Below are 22007 nucleotides of genomic sequence, written 5' to 3'. Positions count from 1 at the left end.
TTTATTTCAATAGTTTTATAATATAATCTGCAAAATATTGCTCTAGTTCTTCTTTGGTCATTCTTCCAGTTGGCTTATACCATTGTTGAATCCAGTTCATCGCGCCGAGTACTATCATTCTCACAATAATCGGCTCTTTTGCATGAAATTCCCCAGTGGCAATTCCTTTTTCAATTACATTATCAAATAAACTAGAATAATGTTTTCGCAGTTTTAACACTGGCTCTATTTGTTCTTCGTTAAACATTTGTCTTGGTTCTATAATTAAGTTGAATGTTTCTTTTTCCTCAATCGCATAATTTATATGTGTCACTACCATTTTTCGAAGGATTTCCTCCGCCGTTCCTTCTTCGTTCAAGTTTACTTCTAGCTCTTTCGTTGCTTGAGAAAGAACAAGATTATGACACTGATACATTAAATCGCCTTTATTTTTGAAGTAGTAATATAAAGAACCTTTTGTCATCAATAACTCTGCGGCTATTTCTTCCATCGTTGCACCGTCATAACCCTTTCGATTAACAATAGTAATTGCAGACAATAAGATTTCTTCCTTCTTCTTCAGTATCTTTTTCTCAGAGAGCTTCATTTCTCATCCCCCTACGAGAGTATTTGTTTTGCGATAATCCCTTTCATGATTTCAGTCGTCCCAGCATAAATGGACGTCACGGCAATATCGCGATATCTACGAGCAATTTCATATTCCTCCATATAACCATAGCCACCATGGAGCTGAACGCATTCTGCCGCTACTCTTTTGGCCATTTCACTAATCCACCATTTAGCCATTGAAACTTCCTTCACAATGTCTTCCCCTTGAAGGTGCTTTTCAGTTAGCGTATTTACATATGTTCGTCCCAAGTCAATTTCTGTCGCCATTTCAGCAAGTTTAAATTGTGTATTTTGGAAATCAGCAATTCTACTACCAAAAGCTTTACGACCTTTCACATACTCAATTGTGATTCTAAGCATTTCTTCTGCTTCCACTTGTACTTGAAGTGCTACGACAAGACGTTCTTGCTGTAACTTTTCCATTAGATAATAAAACCCTTTACCTTCTTCACCAAGCAGATTTTCAATAGGAACTTTTGCATCTTCAAAAATTAGTTCCGCTGTATCACCCGAATGCATGCCGATTTTATTTAACTTCTTCCCGCGTTTGAACCCCGATGTCCCATTTTCAACTACTAGTAAACTAATACCTCGATAGGCAGGTTCTACCTTAGAATCTGTTTTACAAACTACAACTACATAGTCTGCATGTAGGCCATTTGTGATAAACGTCTTCTCACCGTTTAAAATATAGTGATTTCCTTCTTTACGGGCAGTTGTTTTTATGCCTGCCAAGTCAGATCCAGCACCGGGTTCAGTCATTGCTATAGCTGATATAAATTCACCAGTGATGCTCTTCGGTAACCACTTTTGTTTTTGCTCTTCAGTTCCATACGCCGAAATGTAAGGGCTTACAATATCCGAGTGCAAACAGATTCCACTAGCTAAACCAACTCCTACTCTCTCCAATTCTTCTGTCAGAATCATAGAATAAGAGAAATCAAGTCCTAATCCTCCATATTGTTCATCCACCCATGGAAGCAAAAAGCCATTTTCACCCAACTTCAACCAAAAATCACGCGGGATTTCACGTTCCTGTTCCCACTTTTCATAGTAAGGATACGCTTCCTTATCAAGCATTTTTCGAAGTGCTTCTCGAAACATATCATGCTCTTCTGTTAAAAATGATGCCTTCACATATATTCCTCCATTTATTAAACACCACTAAATTGCCTGTAAATTCCGAACTTTAAGTTATTTTAACAATGCATTTTCTTAATTGCAATACTTTTTTGAACAACGTTCAATTTTTTAATCTATGTTCAAATTTTTATTTTTATACTCAATTTGAAGTGTGAAAATATCGTTTTTCCAACTAATTAAGATTTCCAACAAAAAAACACTCCGACCGAAGTCGAAGTGTTGGACATGTAATATTACATTTTTTCCGGAGCAGCTACACCTAGTAAACGAAGTGCGTTTGCGATTGTTTGGCGTGCTGCCGTTACTAGTGCTAGACGAGCTTCTGATTGCGCTACGTTTTCTGCATCGAGTACTTTATCCGCATTGTAGAAACTGTGGAAAGTTGCAGCTAGTTCTTGAATATACGTTGCTACACGGTGAGGTGCGCGAAGTTTTGCAGCGTCTGCTACAACTTGTGGGAAGTCACCGATTTTTTTCAATAAATCTAACTCTTTTTCGCTTTGTAATAATTCAAGTGAGTTTGTAGAAATGCTCATATTTTGCGTTTCAGCTGCCCGTAGAATCGAGCAAATACGTGCATGTGCATATTGTGCATAATACACTGGGTTTTCATTCGACTGAGAAACAGCTAGGTCTAGGTCAAAGTCCATATGTGCATCGCCTGAACGCATACCGAAGAAATAACGAACTGCGTCTAGTCCAACTTCTTCTACTAGTTCACGCATTGTTACAGCTTTTCCTGTACGCTTACTCATCTTCATTTTTTCGCCGTCTTTATACAACTGTACCATTTGAATAATCGATACTTCTAACTTTTCACGCTTGTATCCAAGCGCTTCAATAGCTGCTTTCATACGCGGAATATATCCGTGGTGATCTGCTCCCCAAATATTAATAAGCTGATCAAAGCCACGCTCTAATTTATCTTCATGATACGCAATATCTGGCAATAAATAAGTGAAAGATCCATCGCCTTTGATCAATACACGGTCTTTATCATCGCCAAAAGTAGTAGAACGGAACCAAGTTGCTCCACCTTCTTCAAAAATATGACCATTCGCGCGTAATTTATCTAATGCTACTTCGATTTTTCCTGCTTCGTATAAAGAAGTTTCAGAATACCAGTTATCAAAGCCAACACGGAAATCAGCTAAATCTTTTTGTAATTTAGCAAGTTCCACTTTTAGTCCATGTGCACGGAATTCCTTAAAGCGTTCGTCGTCTGACATATGAACAAATTTATCGCCATTGTCTTTTACAAGAGCTGCTGCGATATCAATAATGTCTTGACCACGATATCCGTCTTCCGGCATTTCTTTTTCTAGCCCTAATGCTTCGAAGTATCTTACTTCAATAGATACCGCTAGATTGTGGATTTGGTTTCCTGCGTCGTTAATATAATATTCACGAGCTACATCGTATCCTGCAAAATCCAATACATTACTTAATGAATCTCCTACAGATGCACCACGAGCATGCCCTAAATGTAAGTCGCCAGTTGGGTTTGCAGAAACAAATTCCACTTGCACTTTTTCTCCTGCACCTGAAGTAGTACGTCCATATTTTTCAACTTCAGTAAGAACAGCTTTTACTACTTCTTGTAAATAATCTTTACGAACAGAAATGTTCATAAATCCTGGACCAGCAATATCGATTTTCTCCATCATTGTGCCTGTCATATCTAAATTCTCCACAATCGCTTCTGCTACTTGACGTGGATTTTTTTTAGCAAGCTTTGTAAGCTGCATTGCAATATTCGTTGCATAATCACCATTTGCTTTGTCTTTTGGTGTTTCTAAGTGGATCGCAGGAATTTGATCTGCTTCTACCAATTCCGCTTTCATAATTGCTGCTTGCAATGCTTCTTTAATCGATTGTTGTACTTTTTCTACTGCATTCATTCAATTCGCCTCCGTGTAAATTAGTTCTAATGTATATGTACCAGCAACTTCTTCATTTACTAAAAGTTCGTATTCCACTTGAAAATGTCCATTTGTAAAATCGAGCTTTTTCGTATTCGTTATAATCATTAATGTACCGTATTCTGTATCATAGCTTCCATTTTGAAGCTCTCCTATTTGAAACGGTAAGCGCATTTTTACTCCGCCGCTTCGCATGATTAAAGCTGATTCTTTATGGAGCTTCACAGTTGTTTTAACAGCTTTTTCATTTTGTATTTCTTCATAAACTAAATAGGGCTGTGCTCCTTTTATTGTGAGCTCCCCTACTGTTTGAACATCGAATTTTTCTTCTGCCACATTCGGGTGACGAATCGTTGATAATAAACGAACATTCACTGTTTTTTTTATTAGTTGAGACATTGCTTTCATCCTTTAGAGCATTTTTTACTATAACCTTCTCATTTTACATCAAAAAAAACGCAATGTCCAAATAGGATCATTACGTTTTTATCGTTTGTTATTTCACCCAGCCAAGTAACATCTCTCGAATTAACTTCGATGCCGTGTTCGCTGTTTGTTCAGAAGAATCATAAATTGGTGCAACTTCTACTAAATCAAAGCCGACTACATTTACTCCCGAATTCGCAATTGCATGGATAGAAGCAAGTAATTCGCGGCTTGTAATTCCACCGCAATCTACTGTTCCTGTTCCAGGCGCATGAGCAGGGTCTAATACATCTATATCAATCGTGACATAAACTGGACGACCCGCAAGTGTTGGAAGTACTTCTTTCAAAGGCTCCAATACTTCAAATTTTGAAATATGCATACCATTTTCTTTTGCCCAGTCAAATTCTTCTTTCATTCCAGAACGAATGCCAAAAGAATAAACATTTTTCGGACCGATATGCTCCGCAATTTTACGAATTGGCGTCGAATGCGAAAGTGGCTCGCCCTCATACTCTACACGTAAATCCGTATGTGCATCCATATGAATAATAGCTAGATCAGCATACTTCTCCGACACTGTTTTCATCACTGGCCACGACACTAAATGCTCACCGCCCATGCCGACAGGAATTTTCCCATCTTGCATCAGTTGACGAATAAAATCTGCAATTAGCTCGATACTTTTTGCTGCATTTCCAAATGGAAGTGGTATATCTCCTGCATCAAAATAATTCACATCGTCCAGTTCACGATCTAAATACGGGCTATATTCCTCTAAACCAATCGATACTTCACGAATACGCTGGGGACCAAAACGTGAGCCTGGACGATAGCTTACCGTCCAGTCCATTGGCATCCCATAAATTACTGCTTGCGCTTCTTCGTAATTTTGCTTGCTTTTAATAAATACATTTCCTGAATAAGCTTCATCAAATCGCATGGACTTACTCACCTGCTAAATCTTTCACGAATTTTGGTAACACGAAAGCTGCACTATGTAGCTCTTTCGTGTAGTATTTCGTGTCAATTTCATGGAAATGCTCGTCCGGCACTTGAAGTGGGTCGTATTTTTTCGAACCAATTGTGAAGCACCAAAGTCCACTTGGGTATGTTGGAATATTTGCCAAATACATATTTGTAATTGGGAATATTTCCTTTACATCCTTTTGAACTTGTTTGATCAAATCAGCTTTAAACCAAGGATTGTCCGACTGTGCAACGAATAATCCATCTTCTTTTAATGCTCTTGAAATACCCGCATAGAAACCTTTTGTAAACAAGTTTACTGCTGGTCCAACTGGTTCTGTAGAATCTACCATGATCACATCGTACTCGTTTTCCGACTCTGCGATATGCATGAAACCGTCTCCCACTTTTACTTCCACGCGTGGGTTTTCTAACTCACATGCAATTTCTGGTAAATATATTTTCGAAAACTCAATAACTTTTCCATCTATATCAACAAGCGTTGCTTTTTTCACTTTTGGATGCTTCATAATCTCACGAATTACTCCACCATCTCCGCCTCCAACAACTAAAACATTTTCAGGATTTGGATGTGTAAATAAAGGTACATGTGCAACCATTTCATGGTACACAAACTCATCTCTTTGTGATGTCATAACCATGCCATCTAAAAATAGCATATTTCCCCATTCTGCTGTCTCTGCCATTTCTAACAGTTGAAAATCCGTTTGCTCCGTATGAAGTGTACGATTCACCTTCATTGTGATGCCAAAATTCTCGGTTTGCTTTTCTGTAAACCAAAATCCAGCCATTCATCTATCTCCCTTAGCTATGTAATTTGTATTTAACTTTCGAAAAAGAAATACAAAGAAAGTATAGAGGTTTTTCACAAAAGTGCAATAGTTTTTTCAATTCCGGTTTAATTTGAATCTATTGTTCTCATACTAATGAAAATACCTTAAAGAACGGAGTAGATTTTTATGCGTCGCGTACAGTACAGAAAAAAAGCAGTTCGAACAAAACGCATGAAAAGATTTTTTCTACTAACTATTGCTGCTTCTTGCGCTTTACTAGGCGCTTTTATTACACTTCGGGTCTATGCACAAATCGTTGGTGCACCGATTATTCAAGTGCCGATTTCCTCCGTTTTCTTAGACAATCAAGGGAATGTTATCGGGGATCGATTTGAGGATCAGCGCAGATATTGGGTGTCACTGGACAAAATTTCACCGTTCGTTGTAGACGCTGTCATTGCTGTAGAGGATCAAGAATTTTATGAGCATCACGGATTTGATTATTCTCGAATTGCTTCTGCTCTTTTGAAAGATGTGAAAGCGGGTAAAAAAGTAGAGGGTGCTAGTACGATTACGCAACAATATGCACGAAATTTATTTTTAACACATGAAAAAACATGGACTCGTAAGATTAACGAAGCATTATACGCTTACCGTTTAGAAATATTTTATGAAAAAGATGACTTGTTAGAAGGCTATTTAAATACGGTTTATTTTGGGCATGGCATGTATGGAATTGAGGCAGCAAGTAGGTTTTATTTCGGGAAAAGTGCAAATTCCTTAACGCTAGCGGAATCTGCCCTCATAATGGGCGTTCCAAAAGGACCAACCCACTACTCTCCAGTTGTAAATGAAGAAAAAGCCGTAGCCCGACAGCAGCTCATTTTAAAACTAATGAAAGCCCAACAGTTTATAACAGAGGAACAGCAAACGGCGGCTTTAGGAGAAAATTTTGTATTAAAAGCAAAAGATTCAGCTGTTACTAGGAAAACAGCCCCATACTTTTTAGAGGAAGTATGGAAGGAAGCAACAGAAATCGTTGCCAAAAAAGGGCATCGAATTGAAGAAGGTGGCTGGACGATTGAAACTACTTTAAACAGGCAGCATCAGCTAGCAGCAGAAGAAGTTATGAAAAAGTGGATGCCAGAAGGTGAGCTGCAAATAGGTTTTATTAGCATGGAGCCGAAAACCGGATATGTCACCGCGATGATTGGGGGGCGTAATTTTGCAGAAAGTCCATTTAATCGTGTGACACAAGCAAAAAGACAGCCCGGTTCCACGATCAAACCACTTTTGTATGCGGCAGCACTAGAAAATGGCTTCTCTCCTTTGACCTATATGAAGAGTGAACGAACTATTTTTACTTATGACAATGGGCGCAGGGAATATGAACCGAAAAATGTAAACGGTGAATTTGCAGAGCATCCAATATCTCTCGCACAGGCTCTTGCTATTTCAGATAATATTTACGCCGTGAAAACACTCGAGCATATCGGCTATAAGCCATTCGAACAAGTGCTAGCTCGTTTTCATGTGGACTTAAAGTTGAAAGATACTCCTGCAACAGCACTTGGCACATCGGAAGTTTCCCTTTTCGATATGACGAAATCGTATAATGCTATTTCTGCGCAAGGAATTCAAAAGGAGCCGACGTATATCACTAAAATTATAGATAATGAAGGCAACACACTTTACGATATTGAAAAAGAAAAATTAAAAGAAAACAAAGTACTTATTCAACAGGATGCATTTTTGTTAACTCATTTACTAACTGGCATGTTCGATCCAATTTTTAATGACTACACACCGGCAACTGGTATTAGTATTCGTTCTAAACAAACTCGTCCGTATGCAGCAAAGTCAGGAACGACTATTTCTGACCAATATTTAATCGGTTTTTCTCCGCAATTGACTGCGGGTGTTTGGAATGGATTTGATCAAGGAAAGCAAGTAAGTGATGCGGAAGCAAAGCAAGTAACGAAGCAAGTATGGATTGAATTTATGGAAAAGGCACATCAAGGATTACCAGTGGAGCCGTTCATTCCACCATCGGGAGTTCGTGGGGTCATTGTTGATATCGAAACAGGAGGAATTGCAACATCCGCTTGTAAAAAGCAAAGACTCGTCTATTTAAAGGAAAAAGACGTGCCAACTAAATTATGTACAGATCCTAAGTTGAAGCAGCAAACATTCGAGCCAAATGGTTCGGAAGACGATCTTAACCCATGGTCCCTCTTCCCATTTTCTTTCTTTGATAATGAATAACTAAAATTAAAAAAGCCTTCTACTACCTGAAAAGGTCGTAAAAGGCTTTTTTCTTAATGAAACGATTTAGCAACATAACAGCAGTCATTGGATATGGGTTTTCACAAATTCCACATATAAATTGCCGACCATTACACTAAGTGTCCTAGCATTACTCTGAAGTAAGCTTTAAGTAAATTGTACTTTCTTTTCGCATTTAATTCAACCTAATAAAGTAACTATAAATAAATGTCGCTATTTAGCAACAAATTTCCAAATATTACACAGTTAAATCTTCCTGTAATTTCGCTTCGCTTCTATCCCACATTTCTTGATTATGTGATTGTAAGAAATCACGTAGAATATCTTTAGATGGATTATCCATGAAATCAACCATGATATGGCGTTTCATTGATTTATCCATGCGGTTTACATGATCTGCTAAAATTTTATACCCTCGACGCTTTTCTCGGTTTACAACCATTTCACAAGCTGTAACGCCTGCATAATAGGGACCTTCTTGCCTATGATCAATTGTCACCCATACTAGCCAGTAGCGCTTACCACCTTCCGAATCTTCTCGGTTAGTTGTAAATTTAACGCCCCGTTCTGTGTCACTTCTCGCATGCATCGCACCGATTTCTACTCTTGCGACGCCTTCTTCTATATCAACTATGACTGGTGATATGTTCTCAAGTGAGAGAGAACCAATACCAAATCCCTTATGTCCATCGGTCGGATCATTTTTTATAATCGTGAAGCCAATTTTTTGTTTTGGTTTTTCTTCATTTGTCATTCGAAAGTTCCCTCCGTTCTGTTATCATATCTAGTATACAGAAAATTTCACTAAAGGAGGAAATGATATGCCATATGTAACAGTAAAAATGCTTGAAGGTCGTACAGAAGAACAGAAAAGGGCATTAGTAGAAAAAGTAACTGCTGTAGTTTCTGAAACAGTTAATGCTCCTGTTGAAAATGTAGTTGTGTTTATTGAAGAAATGCCCAAAAATCATTATGCAGTAGCTGGAAAACTTTTTAGCGATAAATAAGTATTCATGTATAAAGAGTGTTGCAAGAGGTTCTGCCGCTTACAACACTCTTTGTAGTTTTTAGAAAGTGAAACTTCTGTAACTTGTAGAGATTGTCCAATTCCTTTTAATCAATCTACCCTAAGAAAAAAACGTTATTTTCCTCTCCAGTTTGACGAGGAAAACAACGTTTTTAATGAATAGCTCGTTGATTCATAAGATTCATTACAAAAATATACGCCTCGTCGATTTCTACCTCGCTGAAATTCAGCTTCCCTTTTACGACATGAAGCTTTTCGACTTGTTCTTCTTTTGGCAAATGCTCAAAATATAACAAAGTCGACACTAACTCTAAAAAACGAGAGCTTTTTTCCTTCATTAGGTTAATGCACGTAAATAATGCCGGACTCGCCTCTTCTAATTGGGCCATTTGCACAAAATGATCGCCTGCGTCCGTCGCTTGGTATTTATATTGCACATAGGAGCCTTTATCTTGTCTTTCCTCTTGTAAAAATCCCATATTGCAAAGTTCTTCTACTCGCAATGTTAACTCTTCTGAATACGGACCATACATATGGAACTCATATTTTTCTTTGTAGGCATACTGTAGTTTTTTTGCGATATAAACCATTTTTTGTAGTTTTTTTCTTCCGGTAATCCCGTCAGCTGCTCCGATAAATTGAACAATTTTTGCATGTTCTATTACTTGCAATTCAAACCCACCTTTACTTTAACAGTTCTAATATTTGCTTCTTCAATGCCTTTTTCTTTCCATCTGCAGTTAAGAAATCTTCTGGAAAATAAAGCTTATGGTCCGTCCGACGTTTACCAGTTATCGCTTCTACTACATTCGATTCACGAGACAACTCTCGAATTTCTCCCGAAGGCATTAATAAATGAATTGGAATACGTTCTCCCTCTTCGCCAGGACGATAAAAATCATATGGCAAATCTGATGACGAATCAAACACCAAATAATACGCTGGATCAATTCCTGCTTTTTTAAATAGCTGCTCCAGCTCTTTCATTTTCACATAGTCCTTCGCAAGATCAAATTCAATATACTGAAACAACTTCCGATTAACAAAACGATCACATAAATCTGCTAAAATAGCATCTTTCTCGGACATCCAAATTTGGAAGTATGTCAATAAAACACCTTCATCAAGCGCCAAATAATCTTTCAATGTAAAGGTTCCATCAAAAAAACCTTTAAAGTGATTAGGCTGTTGCTCAAAATGATAACCGGTTTCACTTAGCACTTTTGCACGATGTAATATTTTCGTTAAAATAACTTCCGCACTTCGAGAAACTGGATGAAAATACACTTGCCAATACATTTGGTATCGACTCATGATGTAATCCTCGACAGCATGCATTCCACTCGATTTAATAACGACTTGATCTTCTCTAGGTCGCATCACACGTAAAATTCGTTCCATATCAAAATGACCGTAGCTTACACCTGTAAAATAAGCATCACGCTGTAAATAATCCATGCGATCCGCATCGATTTGACTTGATATTAAACTAACTACTTGTTTATTGGAATATGTTTTTGCAATAACATCCGCTACTTTTTGTGGAAAATCATCACTCACTCGTTTTAAAATCTCATTTACTTCCGTATCTTCGAGTAATATTTTTCGCGTAAACTCTTCATGATCTAAGTTGAAAACATTTTCAAAGGCATGAGAAAATGGACCATGTCCTAAATCATGTAATAGAGCAGCACATAATACAACGAGTCTTTCAGAGGCGTCCCATTCTGGTCTTCCTTCAAACACATCATCTACAATTCGACGAACGATTTCATATACACCGAGTGAATGGTGGAAACGACTATGTTCTGCACCATGAAAAACTAGATAAGTAGTACCAAGCTGTTTAATGCGGCGCAATCGTTGAAATTCCTTTGAGCCAATAACGTCCCATATGACTTGATCTCGTACATGAATATATCTATGAACAGGATCTTTAAACACTTTTTCTTCTGCTAGCTTTTGTGTTGCATAACTCATCTATCTATCCACCCCCACAATTAACTTCATTATAAAGAAAAAAGCCGCTCTTTGAAAGGCGGCATACATTTTGTTTAGTCTTCTAGTTTAGCGCGTACTTTTTCCATTAATTCGTCTTCAGTTAACGCTGCAACTGGACGATTATTAATAAATGCGAAGGTTTTTTTCCGACCAGGCCCGCAATATGATTGACATTCTTGTACTTCAATTTCAGCTTCTGGATCAATTGCCTGTAGCTTCGGAATTAATGTTTTCAGATTCACGGCCAGACACTCATCACAAACTCGAAAATGGTTTGCCATCAGTAAACAACCCCTTTCCTGAATTATATTAATCATTATAGTCTACAGGTCATTGTATCTTAAAGTTTATATTGCTATCAAGTGTCTTTTCAGTGAATAAAAGAGCGATATGTTGTCCATCATGTTAATAGAACAACGAAACTATGAACATGGTAGGAGGAAAAATATGGTTAAGATTAGACAAGATGCGTGGATGCACGAAAATGACGCGATGCTAGCAGAAATGGTATTGCGCCATGTACGTGAAGGTAGCACACAATTAAATGCATTTGAAGAAGCTGGTGATGAACTAAATAGAACTGCAGCAGCATGTGGTTTTAGATGGAATGCAGTCGTTCGTCATCAATATGAAACTGAATTAAAAGAAGCAAAAAAAGAGCGAAAAGAAAAGCTTCGTATTTTAGGAAAAGATTACCGTAGACGTGGAAACGGAATTTATTTAGCGAAGCCACAAGAAAACGGTGAACGTGTGGCATCTGTACCGGTTTCCGCTTTATCAATCGACATTATTATTGCATATCTCGTTCGACTGCAACATAGTGACTCCGATGTTACAAGATATCGACATTTAGCATCCATTTCAACGGAAAAAATTCGGACATTAGAAAGTGAATTGGCTAAATTGGAGAAAGAAAATATCGCGATTAAACAGGACTACGAACAATTCGTACAAATTATGAACCGTGCAAGAAGACTCGTAACACTAGATGACGAAAGCACACCAACAATGCCAATTTTCCAAATGGAGAAAAACGGAAACCTAGTATCAAAAGAACCACCAACCGTGTAACTACGATTGGTGGTTTTTCCATTTTTATTACTTCTCTAGCATTTTTTTATTTCTATCTAGTACACGCTGCATGTAAAACTGATAGAGTTCCATTTCATCCATCGTGACAGATTGAGAAACTACTTGTGAAGTGAGATGTTGCAACACTTGTTGCAAACGAATGACGATATCTTCCACAGTAAAAGTTGTACCAAGCAGCTCATTTAATGATGCCATCACCTCGGGGTTTATTACCGGATAACTAAACTTAGTTTCCTCCCCTTGCACACCAGTTTCATAAAATTGGCGGATCAATTCAGCACGCGCACTGCCACTACCTTCTATGCATAAATACACTTGCACAGCGATTCCTTGGCGCAGCCTTCTTTGAGAAATACCCGCAAATTTCTTCCCACCAATACTCAAATCATACGAACCTGGACAATAAGAACCTACAATTTCATAAGCTTCTATTTTCCCTTCCGCTTCTGGCAATAAAAGACGAACAAACTCAACCATCACATCGTATCCAGTAGATATATCAATCGCTTGCTGCATCTCCGATAAAACAATGGAAATATTCAACACGCCTTCATCTAAAACAACAGCAAGTCCTCCCGAATTTCGGACGATAGGCGAATAGCCTTGTGTGCGCAAAAAGGTTTGTGCATCATCCACAAATGGAAGACGATGGTCTTGTATTCCTAATACAACCGTGTTGCTATGCACCCATGTCCGAATAGTTGCAGGAGACATACCTTGTCCAACTAAATGACAAAGTAAATCATCTGCCGCAAAGGACTCTAGAGCTGACCTACTTTTACCACTTAATGATTGGTCCCAAAATCGCCAGCTTTCTTGCTGTAATAACGTATCTATTTGTCCCATTTAAAAGCTCCTTACTCTAATGCTTGCGCTGCTGTTATGTAAGCTAATTTATATACATCTTCTGCGGAACAGCCTCGCGACAAATCGTTTACTGGTGCATTTAATCCTTGCAAAATAGGCCCGATTGCTTCAAACCCACCAAGACGTTCTGTAATTTTATAGCCAATATTTCCTGCTTCTAGTGACGGAAATACAAATACATTCGCATCCCCTTGCACGATAGCTCCTGGTGCTTTTTTAGCTGCAATCGCCGGAACGATACTCGCATCAAATTGCAATTCTCCTTCAATTATCATATCCGGTGCCATTTGCTTTGCAAGCTCTGTTGCTTTTACTACTTTTTCTGTTTCGTCTGATTTAGCCGATCCTTTTGTGGAAAATGAAAGCATAGCCACTTTTGGATTTATTCCAAAAGATGCAGCTGTTTTAGCACTTTCCACTGCAATTTCAGCCAAGTCTTCACTAGTTGGGGCAATTGTAATGGCGCAATCTGCGAAGACATATCGAAGATCATCCTTCACCATAACAAAAGCTCCGCTTGTTTTAGAAATCCCAGGCTTCGTTTTAATAATTTGAAGTGCTGGTCGAACTGTTTCGGCAGTTGTATGTGCCGCTCCGCTCACTAATCCATGCGCTCGTTTTGTGTATACTAGCATCGTCCCAAAATAATTTTCATCTTTTAACAGCTCTCTTGCTTGCTCTTCCGTTACTTTTCCTTGTCTACGTTCCACAAGTGCTTGCACTAGCTCGTCCATTTCTTCATACGTCGCTGGATCGATCATCGTTATATATTCAGAAAGCCCTTTAGAAGCTCCTATTACAATTGGTTTAATAATTCCTTCTGCCTGCAATTTCCCTGCAGCTTCAATTACTCGCTCATCTGTTCCTTCAGGTAAAACAATGGATATATTCGCACCTTGTAATTTACTTTTTATTTCTTGAAATAAATCCGCCATTGATACTCCTCCTATTTGATACTGTTGTACGTCAAGCATACACGAATTTGTCACAGATTGTCATGTAATATTGAGGTCAATACAAGATATGAAAGCATTCTTATGATACACTAAAATTGCAAAATTCTTAAATTGAAGGAGTGTCTTATATAATGAATGAAGCAGCAATTACATTAGATGGCTGGTACGTTTTACATGATTTCCGCCAAATGGACTGGACATCATGGAAGCAGGTTTCTCCAGAATTACGCAAACAAGCAACAGATGAATTTGTAGCATTTTTAGATGAACTACAACAAGCAGATGATGCAAAAACTGGTGCTCACGCATTTTACACAATCGTTGGCCAAAAAGCAGATTTCATGTTAATGACATTGCGTCCAACTATTGATGAGCTTCAACAATTAGAAGCAAAATTCAACAAGCTTACAATTGCAGACTTTACTATTCCTGCATACTCTTACGTTTCTGTAGTCGAGTTATCGAACTACTTATCAAAAGAATCTACTGAAGATCCATATCAAAATCCACATGTACGTTCACGTCTATACCCAGAACTTCAACGTTCTCAATACGTGTGCTTCTATCCAATGGATAAACGTCGCGAAGGCGAAGACAACTGGTACATGCTTTCTATGGACAAACGCCGTGAGCTAATGTTAAGTCATGGTAAAATTGGTCGTGGATACGCTGGTAAAGTAAAACAAATCATCTCAGGTTCTGTCGGCTTCGACGATTTTGAGTGGGGTGTAACTTTATTCTCAGATGATGTTCTCCAATTTAAAAAATTAGTATATGAAATGCGTTTTGATGAAGTGAGTGCTCGCTACGCTGCATTTGGTTCGTTCTTCATCGGCACGATTCTTCAAAACGAAAAACGTGAAACATTTTTTGAAATTTAATAACTTCTAAAAGGCTGCTATGTTGCAGCCTTTTTTTTTCGGAAAATGATATAAAAAGAATAAGTGCATGTTCCCCTTACCTAGTTGTTTTCCGAATCTTTCCGCGGGCGAAGCATTTTATTTTGCCTCCTCCTCGCGCTAAAAACATGTGCTCCTGCGGTTACTCATCGCAAAAAAACTGGCTTCGGTGTCTTTCCTGCGGGGGCAAAATGGCATCGCTTTCCCGCTGGATTCGAGCGGACGCTTCTCCAAACAATACGAACAACAGAATGTCTACTTTTATGGAACTCCTTCTAGCATGTCTATAACTCCTGTTACTAGGTAGAATCCGTTTCTCCTTTAGATCCATAGATATAGCCAATTTCATTAATAAACTTGAATTAATGACATCATCCTCTGGCGCCATATCAAGAAAGTATGAAAGACATATCATATTTGGAACGCTCTACTACATCCACATCCGACAATTCAAAGATGGGCTTCAGCAGTAAATATTTAAACATGCGAATCGACGGCACAACGTTGCGAACGTTATCATGGCAATATTTACTTTTCAATTCCTCTAGTATGAATGTGAAATCCACAAGTTCATAAATTTAGCGAATCATATTATCTTTTGGCACAACGATGAATTGCTTCTTTTTACGTTTTATTTTATCTCTATAAGTGGGTAAGCCTCGTTGATAGGAGTGGAAAACGCCAGCTCAGAATGGAAATCAACAGTTCTAGCGTTATCCCATTTAAAAGGACTTTTTCAGTGATCTCGTCATTTTGCCCTGTTTTTTTATTGAAAAAAGAAGGAAACCGAATGATTTTTCATCCCTACGCATAGTGTATTAATAGGAGGTGATGCATTGGCAGTAGTTAAATCTAATACGAAACAATTAGAACTACTCGCAAGGCTAATGCGTGCAGAGGCTGAAGGTGAAGGTCAGCTCGGTATGCTAATGGTCGGAAATGTTGGTGTAAACCGAGTTCGTGCCTTTTGCTTAGATTTCAATAACATCCGCACTATTGAAGATATGGTCTTTCAAAGTCCAGGTGGTTTTGAGGCAACAACCAAATCGTATTTCTATCAACGTGCACGGGAGCTCGATAAAAATCTAGCACAACGAGTTATCAATGGGGAACGATTTCATCCGTCCACTCGATCCTTGTGGTTTTTTGAGCCTTCTGGAGATTGTCCTGCTCAGTGGTATAACCAGTGGAATTCTGGTCGCTTTAAAGCGCACTGCTTTTATTCTCCTTCAACAGAAGATTGCCCAGACATTTAACACGAAAAAACTTCACAGATTTTCACCCGTACGTTAGGTGAACATCTGCTAAGTCATATTTGAATGAAAGAAAGGATGTAGGAATGGTTCAATATTATTGGTATCCAGGCGGAAATTTCCCACAACAACAACCGGGGCAACAGCAGATGGTCCCACCAAATGTACAACTCCCAACTAGACCCAGACAGGAAGAATCGTATATCGAAAACATTTTACGATTAAATAAAGGGAAGCTTGGTACTTTCTACTTTACGTTTGAAAACAACAAGGAGTGGAATTCAAAAATTGTTAAAGGCTATATAGAAGCTGCCGGGCGCGATCATGTCATCATTAGTGAGCCTAATGGCAAACGATACCTAATGCTGATGATTTACTTAGATTACGTTACGTTTGATGAAGAAATAAACTACTTATAAGAACTGTTTAAAGCACCTAGTGATGGGTGCTTTTTACATATTTCCAAAATAGATTATACAACCAAGAGGTAAGTTCAGATTTCCCTTTAAATCCATACTATAGCCTGATGCCTTTTTATAAATAACTAATTGTACTCAAACACTTACTTTCTGTTAAAATAAAATAAACAATTTTAAAATTCAGAATATTAATAGAGGTGTTTTATAATGAATCAAGAGAAAGAACTACTTCTTCGCCTGAATACTTTTATTCAAGTTTCAAAAAATATTACATCTAACAAAAGCTTAAAACAACTTATCCAAAGCATTATTGAAGAAGTTATAAATGCGATTGATAAAGCAGATGCAGGATTCTTAATCCTTTGGGACGAGGAAGAAGAGCTATTAAAAATTGAAGCTGCTGTGAATTTCAAAGAGGAAATGTACTTAAAAAACAAGCTACAAATTGGTGAAGGAATTAGCGGAGAAGTATTTGCAACTGGAAAAAGTACACTTATAAATGGTGAGCAACAAATCCAGGAAGCAATGTCTAGTATGCGTAATCAGTCCCTTCAATACTATTTAAAATCAACTGTTCATAGTTATATTCCGAAGAGTTGTATGTCGGTCCCCATCATCCATCAACAAAAGAAAATTGGCATTCTAACGATTGATAACTTTTTAAATGACGGCTACTTCACTGAGGACGAACTAACCTTTTTAGAAGCAATCGGTAGTCAAATTGCCATTTCTATCGTTACAGCACGCACTTTTCTAGAGCAAGAAGAGCGCACAAAACAGTTGGAAACGATCTTAACATTACATAATCAATTGTACGAAGCTACAGTGAAAGGAAATGGGTTAAAAGCATTGTTTGATAAACTTGCAACGATCATTCAAGGACGTGTTTTTTACTTTGATCCGTTACTGCACCTAGAAGTGACTAATTCTCGTTCCATTGAAAACGTTCCATACTATAAACAATGGATTCAACATAATAGTGAAGCACTAGTAATCTCGCAACAAATTTTACCTATAAAAAAAGATAATAGTATTATTGGACATGCTCTCGCTGTGCAGTCCTCTTTTGGAACAATTGGCTATTTGCTCATCGAGGGCTTAGAAACACCTATTGAAATTACAAAGGAGCTTATGATTAAACATGCCTCCTCCATCATTGCCATTGAACAGATAAAGTATCAGGAACACTATAAATACGAAAAAGAAGAAAAAGGAAAACTTCTATCTGAGCTATTACAACAAAACCTAACGTCTGAAGTACAACACTCGTTAAAAAAATACGGCATGCTGGACGCAGTCTATTACAATATTTTAGCCATTAAAAATGAACAGTTGGATTTTGCTGATTTTCAATCCATGAATATTTTCGAACAAACCATTTCGCGAATGTTCTCAAAAGATTATTACGTCATTTCATTTCCTTCTTACCAAGGAACATTCGTCTTACTCGGGTCACGAACAGAGCATGCAGAAGACTCACTTTCTAGAATTACGCTTACTGCTGAAAAATTTCTTTCCATCTATTCTGATTCGCACATATCAATCGGTCGTGCAGTAAACTCACTTCAGCATGTATCCATATCCTATACAGACGCTGAGCTTATTTCACTTGAGGCATTTGATTCGAAAACGTCCAAACAAATACAATCCTTCCGCGATTTAGGAATTAAGCGCCATTTACTAGAGTTGAATGAAGAAGAGCAACATTATTTTATAAAAGAAATATTAGGCCCTATCCTCTCTACTACCGAAAATGGAGAGAAAAATGAACTTATGATTACATTAAACACTTATTTTTATTGCAATAAAAACGTGGTACTTACAGCAAAAACACTACATCTTCACCAAAATTCAGTGTATTACCGACTTCAGCAGCTACAAGAAAAACTTAACTATAACTTTGATAACGTAGAAGACATTTCCAATATAGATGCTGCACTATTTCTCTATAATCGCCTGAAAAAAAGATAACCGGCGCCAATTACTGGCACCGGTTATCTTTATTTATTATTTAAAAAATGTAATGTCGCTGCTCCAAGTGTGTTCGCCGCAATTAAAAGCGCACGCTCATCAATATTAAACCTTGGATGATGATGTGGATACACTTCTTCCCATTCTGGATTACGCGCTCCTGTGAAGAAAAAGGCCCCTTTCACATGCTGTAAATAATATGCGAAATCTTCTCCACCCATCATCGGATCACAAATTCGAACTTCTTCAACTCCTGTGACATCTGCTGCTACCTCTATTAAAAAGTCTGTTTCTTCCTCATGATTAATAACTGCGGGATACCCTCGTTTATATACATACTCATAAGATGCATCCATCAAGGTGCAAGAAGCTTTTAATACATGTTCAAGCTCAACTTCCAATAAATCCCGCACTTCTTCATCAAATGTGCGAACCGTTCCTTTTAAGAAAGCCGTATCCGCAATTACATTGAATGGATTAAGTGCTTCAAAATGTCCTACCGATACGACAGCTGGATGAATTGGATTCACTCGACGAGAGACTAACTGCTGTAAATTGGATACAAATTGAGCACCAATTACAATTGCATCTTTCGTCAAATGTGGCTCTGCGCCATGTCCGCCTTTACCTATTACTTTCACTTCAAAGGAATCCGCTGCCGCCATAAGAGGGCCACTTTTCAGCATAATATTACCCAAAGGCTCTGTTGACCATAAATGCGTACCGAAAATAACATCTACGCCCTCTAAGCAGCCATCTTCAATCATTGCAATAGCCCCACCTGGAGCAATTTCTTCCGCATGTTGATGGATAAATACAATATTGCCTTCTATTTCATCTTTCATCGAATGAAGAACCTTTGCTAACACTAACAATGTTGCAGTATGTCCATCATGCCCACAAGCGTGCATAACTCCATCCACTTTAGACTTATAAGGAATATCATTCAGTTCATGAATAGCAAGTGCATCAAAATCCGCTCTCAAAGCAACTGTTTTTCCTCGTTTACCGCCACGAAGCGTCGCAACTACCCCACGCTCTCCTACATTTGTACGCACTTCATGTCCTAATTTTTCATGATATGCCGCAATATATGCCGGTGTATTTACTTCTTCAAATGATAGCTCTGGATTTTCATGTAGATAACGTCTGATAGATACCATTTCATCATAATGCTGTTCTAAAATAGAAAATAATTTTTCCATTTAAATCCCTCCATTTTTTTATTTATTGTTTCCAAAATATTGGATCTCCTGGTCCTAGTGGCCAGCCCAACAAATACCAAACTACAAACAAAGCAATCCAACTAATTGCGAAAAAGAAAGAAAACGGCAATAACGCTGAAATTAATGTACCCATCCCAATAGACTTGTCATACTTCTTAGCGAATGCAAGCAATATGGCAAAATAAGCGAGCATTGGTGTAATTGGATTTGTAACGGAATCCCCAATACGATAAGCCATCTGTGTAAATGCTGGACTATAACCTAAATACATAAACATTGGGATAAAAATCGGTCCAAGTAACGCCCATTTAGCAGACGCACTTGCAATTAGTAAATTAATAAATGCACAAATAAGGATGAAACCTATAATCATTGGAACGCCTGTGAAATTCATTGCTTGTAAAAGCTCTGCACCTTTTATAGCAATGATTGGTCCAATATTACTCCAACCGAAATATGCAATCATTTGAGCAGCAGCAAACGCTAATACGATAAATGGAGATAGATCTGCTATCGATTTAAACATTTTATCTGCTACATCTTTATCATTTTTCAATGTTTGCGCTCCGAACCCAAACGCAAGGGCTGGAATAAGAAAAAGAAATAACATAATTGGCACAATGGAAGACATGAATGGTGAATTGATAATTGACCCTGTTTCCGCATCACGTAATAATCCGTTTTCAGGAATGATCGTAAACAGTACAATAGCAACGTATATTGCTACAGAAATTCCTGCATAACGAAGCCCTTTTTTCTCGGCGTCGGTAATAGATTCTAGCTTTTCGACTTTACCTTGATATTTACCAAAACGTGGCTCTACAAACTTCACTGTTACCCAAGTACCAACTGCTACTAGAATAAAACTTGAAACGATAAGGAAGTAATAATTCATCGTCGGATTTGCTACATAAGTAGGATCAACTATCCTTGCCGACTCTTGCGTAATTCCCGCTAATAAAACATCTAGTGAGTTAATAATAAGATTCGCACTATAACCTCCTGCAACAGCTGCGTATGTCACAACTAATCCAACAATTGGATTTCGTCCAACGCTCATAAAAATAAGTGCCGCAATTGGTGGCAATACGATGAAAGCTGCATCTACTGCAACATTTCCTATCATCCCTGTAAAAACAATCGTTGGCACGATAAGCGCTGGTGGTGCTGCTAATACCGTACGCTTCATTAATGCTGAAATTAGACCAGATGACTCTGCAATTCCAACTCCAAGCATAACGACAATTACTAAACCTAGAGGTGGAAACGCTATAAAATTACTAACCATAGAAGTTAATACTTTTATGATTCCTTCACGGTTTAGAAGATTTACGACCTCAATTGTTTCTTGTGTTCCAGGTTTTACAGCACTAACACCTAATTGAGATAAAATAAATGATGCCCCTAATGTCAACAATGACATGATGACAAACAAAGTTACTGGATCAGGAAGCTTATTACCCGCTCTTTCAATTACGTCTAAAAAACGATCTGTTAATTTCTTTTTACCTATACTAGCAGGTTCGTTCTGTTTTTTTTCATGGACGGTCATTTTAATCCTCCTATTTAATTGTCGAAATTTTAGAATATTTGAATTATACAATAAATGACCTATCGTTTAATATGTATCAAATTCCAAAAAACTATTTTTTTTTTGTGTTTTATTCCAATCAGTAAGTTACTCATAGTTGTAAATTAGTTTTTTGCTTTATAAAAGGCTTATCCAAAATCGGATAAGCCTTTTCACGTATGATTTTATTTAGTTTGCATATTTCACTGCTGCGACGATTAACATAATCCATCCAACCAAAAATGCCACTCCACCGATTGGCGTTATTGCACCTAAAATACCGATACCAGTCAAACTTAATACGTACAAACTTCCAGAAAAAATAACAATACCAGCTAATATTAAGTACCCCGCTGCACTTAATGAAGGTACCGATCCGAATAATTTACTACTCATCAAAATACCAATTGCTACTAAAGCAAGTGCATGGAACATTTGATACTGAACTGCGGTTTCCCAAACAGCTAAATACTTCTCAGACAATCGCTCTTTTAACGCATGTGCACCAAACGCACCAAATGCAACAGCTAAAAATCCATTAATAGCCCCTGCAATAATAAATAACTTCATCGATGTC

Annotated in this window: 22 protein-coding genes and 1 pseudogene; 7 read left to right on the top strand and 16 right to left on the bottom strand. The window is 37.8% G+C overall.

The genetic code is table 11. The features are described 5' to 3' along the window. Position 1: 1 nt before the first annotated feature. From RUH95_RS13000 to speE, 6 genes are all read right to left on the bottom strand, one after another. Entirely contained in the window at positions 2-586 is a 585-nt protein-coding gene (locus tag RUH95_RS13000; RefSeq protein ID WP_313893313.1) for a TetR/AcrR family transcriptional regulator, read from the bottom strand. A gap of 11 nt (positions 587-597) precedes the next feature. Next, positions 598-1746: an acyl-CoA dehydrogenase family protein gene (locus tag RUH95_RS12995; RefSeq protein WP_313893312.1), complete on the bottom strand. Its 1149-nt coding sequence runs from the start codon at positions 1744-1746 to the stop codon at positions 598-600. Between the two features lie 239 nt (positions 1747-1985). Then, positions 1986-3653, bottom strand: coding sequence for an arginine--tRNA ligase (gene argS / locus RUH95_RS12990; protein ID WP_313893311.1), 1668 nt, complete (start codon positions 3651-3653; stop codon positions 1986-1988). Beyond that, positions 3654-4073, bottom strand: coding sequence for a YwiB family protein (locus tag RUH95_RS12985; protein ID WP_313893310.1), 420 nt, complete (start codon positions 4071-4073; stop codon positions 3654-3656). Positions 4074-4170: 97 nt separating this feature from the next. Beyond that, entirely contained in the window at positions 4171-5043 is an 873-nt protein-coding gene (speB, locus tag RUH95_RS12980) for an agmatinase (RefSeq protein WP_313893309.1), read from the bottom strand. Positions 5044-5047: 4 nt separating this feature from the next. Continuing rightward, complete coding sequence (speE, locus tag RUH95_RS12975; protein ID WP_313893308.1) at positions 5048-5881, bottom strand: spermidine synthase; 834 nt, start codon at positions 5879-5881, stop codon at positions 5048-5050. A 168-nt stretch (positions 5882-6049) separates the two neighbouring features. Here speE and RUH95_RS12970 point away from each other — a divergent pair, with 168 nt between their 5' ends. Then, positions 6050-8128 (top strand): transglycosylase domain-containing protein, encoded by a 2079-nt coding sequence (locus RUH95_RS12970; RefSeq protein WP_313893307.1) that lies wholly within the window; start codon positions 6050-6052, stop codon positions 8126-8128. Positions 8129-8387: 259 nt separating this feature from the next. Here the strand turns inward: RUH95_RS12970 and RUH95_RS12965 are convergent, their stop codons facing one another. Beyond that, entirely contained in the window at positions 8388-8903 is a 516-nt protein-coding gene (locus tag RUH95_RS12965; protein WP_313893306.1) for a YwhD family protein, read from the bottom strand. A 67-nt stretch (positions 8904-8970) separates the two neighbouring features. Here RUH95_RS12965 and RUH95_RS12960 point away from each other — a divergent pair, with 67 nt between their 5' ends. Next, complete coding sequence (locus RUH95_RS12960; RefSeq protein WP_313893305.1) at positions 8971-9156, top strand: 2-hydroxymuconate tautomerase; 186 nt, start codon at positions 8971-8973, stop codon at positions 9154-9156. Between the two features lie 172 nt (positions 9157-9328). Here RUH95_RS12960 and RUH95_RS12955 read toward each other — a convergent pair whose 3' ends face one another. The 3 genes from RUH95_RS12955 to RUH95_RS12945 all read right to left on the bottom strand — a co-directional run bounded on the left by RUH95_RS12955 (position 9329) and on the right by RUH95_RS12945 (position 11458). After that, complete coding sequence (locus RUH95_RS12955) at positions 9329-9847, bottom strand: YwgA family protein (protein ID WP_313893304.1); 519 nt, start codon at positions 9845-9847, stop codon at positions 9329-9331. A gap of 13 nt (positions 9848-9860) precedes the next feature. Next, the gene (locus tag RUH95_RS12950) at positions 9861-11156 is read right to left on the bottom strand and encodes an HD domain-containing protein (RefSeq protein ID WP_313893303.1); all 1296 of its coding nucleotides are present in this window, start codon (positions 11154-11156) and stop codon (positions 9861-9863) included. A 74-nt stretch (positions 11157-11230) separates the two neighbouring features. Continuing rightward, positions 11231-11458, bottom strand: a complete 228-nt coding sequence (locus RUH95_RS12945) for a YuzB family protein (RefSeq protein WP_313893302.1) — start codon at positions 11456-11458, stop codon at positions 11231-11233. A gap of 166 nt (positions 11459-11624) precedes the next feature. Here RUH95_RS12945 and RUH95_RS12940 point away from each other — a divergent pair, with 166 nt between their 5' ends. Then, positions 11625-12248, top strand: coding sequence for an RsfA family transcriptional regulator (locus RUH95_RS12940; protein ID WP_313893301.1), 624 nt, complete (start codon positions 11625-11627; stop codon positions 12246-12248). A gap of 27 nt (positions 12249-12275) precedes the next feature. Here RUH95_RS12940 and lipL read toward each other — a convergent pair whose 3' ends face one another. Together lipL and pta are read right to left on the bottom strand one after the other, a co-directional pair. Further along, the gene (gene lipL, locus RUH95_RS12935; RefSeq protein ID WP_313893300.1) at positions 12276-13115 is read right to left on the bottom strand and encodes an octanoyl-[GcvH]:protein N-octanoyltransferase; all 840 of its coding nucleotides are present in this window, start codon (positions 13113-13115) and stop codon (positions 12276-12278) included. Positions 13116-13126: 11 nt separating this feature from the next. Beyond that, entirely contained in the window at positions 13127-14071 is a 945-nt protein-coding gene (gene pta, locus RUH95_RS12930) for a phosphate acetyltransferase (RefSeq protein WP_313893299.1), read from the bottom strand. Positions 14072-14223: 152 nt separating this feature from the next. Between pta and hemQ the strand changes: the two genes are divergently transcribed. Next, positions 14224-14973 (top strand): hydrogen peroxide-dependent heme synthase, encoded by a 750-nt coding sequence (gene hemQ / locus RUH95_RS12925; protein ID WP_313893298.1) that lies wholly within the window; start codon positions 14224-14226, stop codon positions 14971-14973. Between the two features lie 361 nt (positions 14974-15334). On the opposite strand, the pseudogene RUH95_RS12920 reads toward hemQ, so the two are convergent. After that, positions 15335-15626, bottom strand: a pseudogene (locus tag RUH95_RS12920) (transposase); the annotation flags it as partial. A gap of 252 nt (positions 15627-15878) precedes the next feature. On the opposite strand from RUH95_RS12920, the gene RUH95_RS12915 reads away from it, so the two are divergent. The 3 genes from RUH95_RS12915 to RUH95_RS12905 all read left to right on the top strand — a co-directional run bounded on the left by RUH95_RS12915 (position 15879) and on the right by RUH95_RS12905 (position 18634). Further along, complete coding sequence (locus tag RUH95_RS12915) at positions 15879-16247, top strand: cell wall hydrolase (RefSeq protein WP_397469509.1); 369 nt, start codon at positions 15879-15881, stop codon at positions 16245-16247. 83 nt (positions 16248-16330) lie between these two features. Continuing rightward, complete coding sequence (gene gerQ / locus RUH95_RS12910) at positions 16331-16663, top strand: spore coat protein GerQ (protein WP_313893296.1); 333 nt, start codon at positions 16331-16333, stop codon at positions 16661-16663. 207 nt (positions 16664-16870) lie between these two features. After that, positions 16871-18634: a GAF domain-containing protein gene (locus RUH95_RS12905; protein WP_313893295.1), complete on the top strand. Its 1764-nt coding sequence runs from the start codon at positions 16871-16873 to the stop codon at positions 18632-18634. Positions 18635-18663: 29 nt separating this feature from the next. Here the strand turns inward: RUH95_RS12905 and RUH95_RS12900 are convergent, their stop codons facing one another. The 3 genes from RUH95_RS12900 to RUH95_RS12890 form a co-directional block, all read right to left on the bottom strand. Continuing rightward, on the bottom strand, positions 18664-19839 hold the full coding sequence (locus RUH95_RS12900) for a M20 family metallopeptidase (protein ID WP_313893294.1): 1176 nt from the start codon (positions 19837-19839) through the stop codon (positions 18664-18666). A 22-nt stretch (positions 19840-19861) separates the two neighbouring features. Then, the gene (locus RUH95_RS12895) at positions 19862-21412 is read right to left on the bottom strand and encodes an AbgT family transporter (RefSeq protein WP_313893293.1); all 1551 of its coding nucleotides are present in this window, start codon (positions 21410-21412) and stop codon (positions 19862-19864) included. A 207-nt stretch (positions 21413-21619) separates the two neighbouring features. Next, positions 21620-22000, bottom strand: a complete 381-nt coding sequence (locus tag RUH95_RS12890) for a DUF423 domain-containing protein (protein ID WP_313893292.1) — start codon at positions 21998-22000, stop codon at positions 21620-21622. Positions 22001-22007: the final 7 nt, after the last annotated feature.

This window comes from Psychrobacillus sp. (genome assembly GCF_032154225.1).
In the GTDB taxonomy this organism is placed as follows: domain Bacteria; phylum Bacillota; class Bacilli; order Bacillales_A; family Planococcaceae; genus Psychrobacillus.
This window is presented reverse-complemented; position numbering and strand designations above follow the sequence as displayed.

Bases quoted from the DNA above. Each gene is read 5' to 3' on its own strand.
- RUH95_RS12985 (WP_313893310.1), bottom strand. From the start codon at position 4,073: ATGTCTCAACTAATAAAAAAAACAGTGAATGTTCGTTTATTATCAACG.
- hemQ (WP_313893298.1), top strand. From the start codon at position 14,224: ATGAATGAAGCAGCAATTACATTAGATGGCTGGTACGTTTTACATGAT.
- RUH95_RS12970 (WP_313893307.1), top strand. From the start codon at position 6,050: ATGCGTCGCGTACAGTACAGAAAAAAAGCAGTTCGAACAAAACGCATG.
- RUH95_RS12945 (WP_313893302.1), bottom strand. From the start codon at position 11,458: ATGGCAAACCATTTTCGAGTTTGTGATGAGTGTCTGGCCGTGAATCTG.
- lipL (WP_313893300.1), bottom strand. From the start codon at position 13,115: ATGGGACAAATAGATACGTTATTACAGCAAGAAAGCTGGCGATTTTGG.
- RUH95_RS12965 (WP_313893306.1), bottom strand. From the start codon at position 8,903: ATGACAAATGAAGAAAAACCAAAACAAAAAATTGGCTTCACGATTATA.
- RUH95_RS12890 (WP_313893292.1), bottom strand. From the start codon at position 22,000: ATGAAGTTATTTATTATTGCAGGGGCTATTAATGGATTTTTAGCTGTT.
- RUH95_RS12915 (WP_397469509.1), top strand. From the start codon at position 15,879: ATGCGTGCAGAGGCTGAAGGTGAAGGTCAGCTCGGTATGCTAATGGTC.
- RUH95_RS12960 (WP_313893305.1), top strand. From the start codon at position 8,971: ATGCCATATGTAACAGTAAAAATGCTTGAAGGTCGTACAGAAGAACAG.
- RUH95_RS13000 (WP_313893313.1), bottom strand. From the start codon at position 586: ATGAAGCTCTCTGAGAAAAAGATACTGAAGAAGAAGGAAGAAATCTTA.
- argS (WP_313893311.1), bottom strand. From the start codon at position 3,653: ATGAATGCAGTAGAAAAAGTACAACAATCGATTAAAGAAGCATTGCAA.
- pta (WP_313893299.1), bottom strand. From the start codon at position 14,071: ATGGCGGATTTATTTCAAGAAATAAAAAGTAAATTACAAGGTGCGAAT.
- RUH95_RS12940 (WP_313893301.1), top strand. From the start codon at position 11,625: ATGGTTAAGATTAGACAAGATGCGTGGATGCACGAAAATGACGCGATG.
- speB (WP_313893309.1), bottom strand. From the start codon at position 5,043: ATGCGATTTGATGAAGCTTATTCAGGAAATGTATTTATTAAAAGCAAG.
- RUH95_RS12950 (WP_313893303.1), bottom strand. From the start codon at position 11,156: ATGAGTTATGCAACACAAAAGCTAGCAGAAGAAAAAGTGTTTAAAGAT.
- RUH95_RS12905 (WP_313893295.1), top strand. From the start codon at position 16,871: ATGAATCAAGAGAAAGAACTACTTCTTCGCCTGAATACTTTTATTCAA.
- RUH95_RS12895 (WP_313893293.1), bottom strand. From the start codon at position 21,412: ATGACCGTCCATGAAAAAAAACAGAACGAACCTGCTAGTATAGGTAAA.
- speE (WP_313893308.1), bottom strand. From the start codon at position 5,881: ATGGCTGGATTTTGGTTTACAGAAAAGCAAACCGAGAATTTTGGCATC.
- RUH95_RS12900 (WP_313893294.1), bottom strand. From the start codon at position 19,839: ATGGAAAAATTATTTTCTATTTTAGAACAGCATTATGATGAAATGGTA.
- gerQ (WP_313893296.1), top strand. From the start codon at position 16,331: ATGGTTCAATATTATTGGTATCCAGGCGGAAATTTCCCACAACAACAA.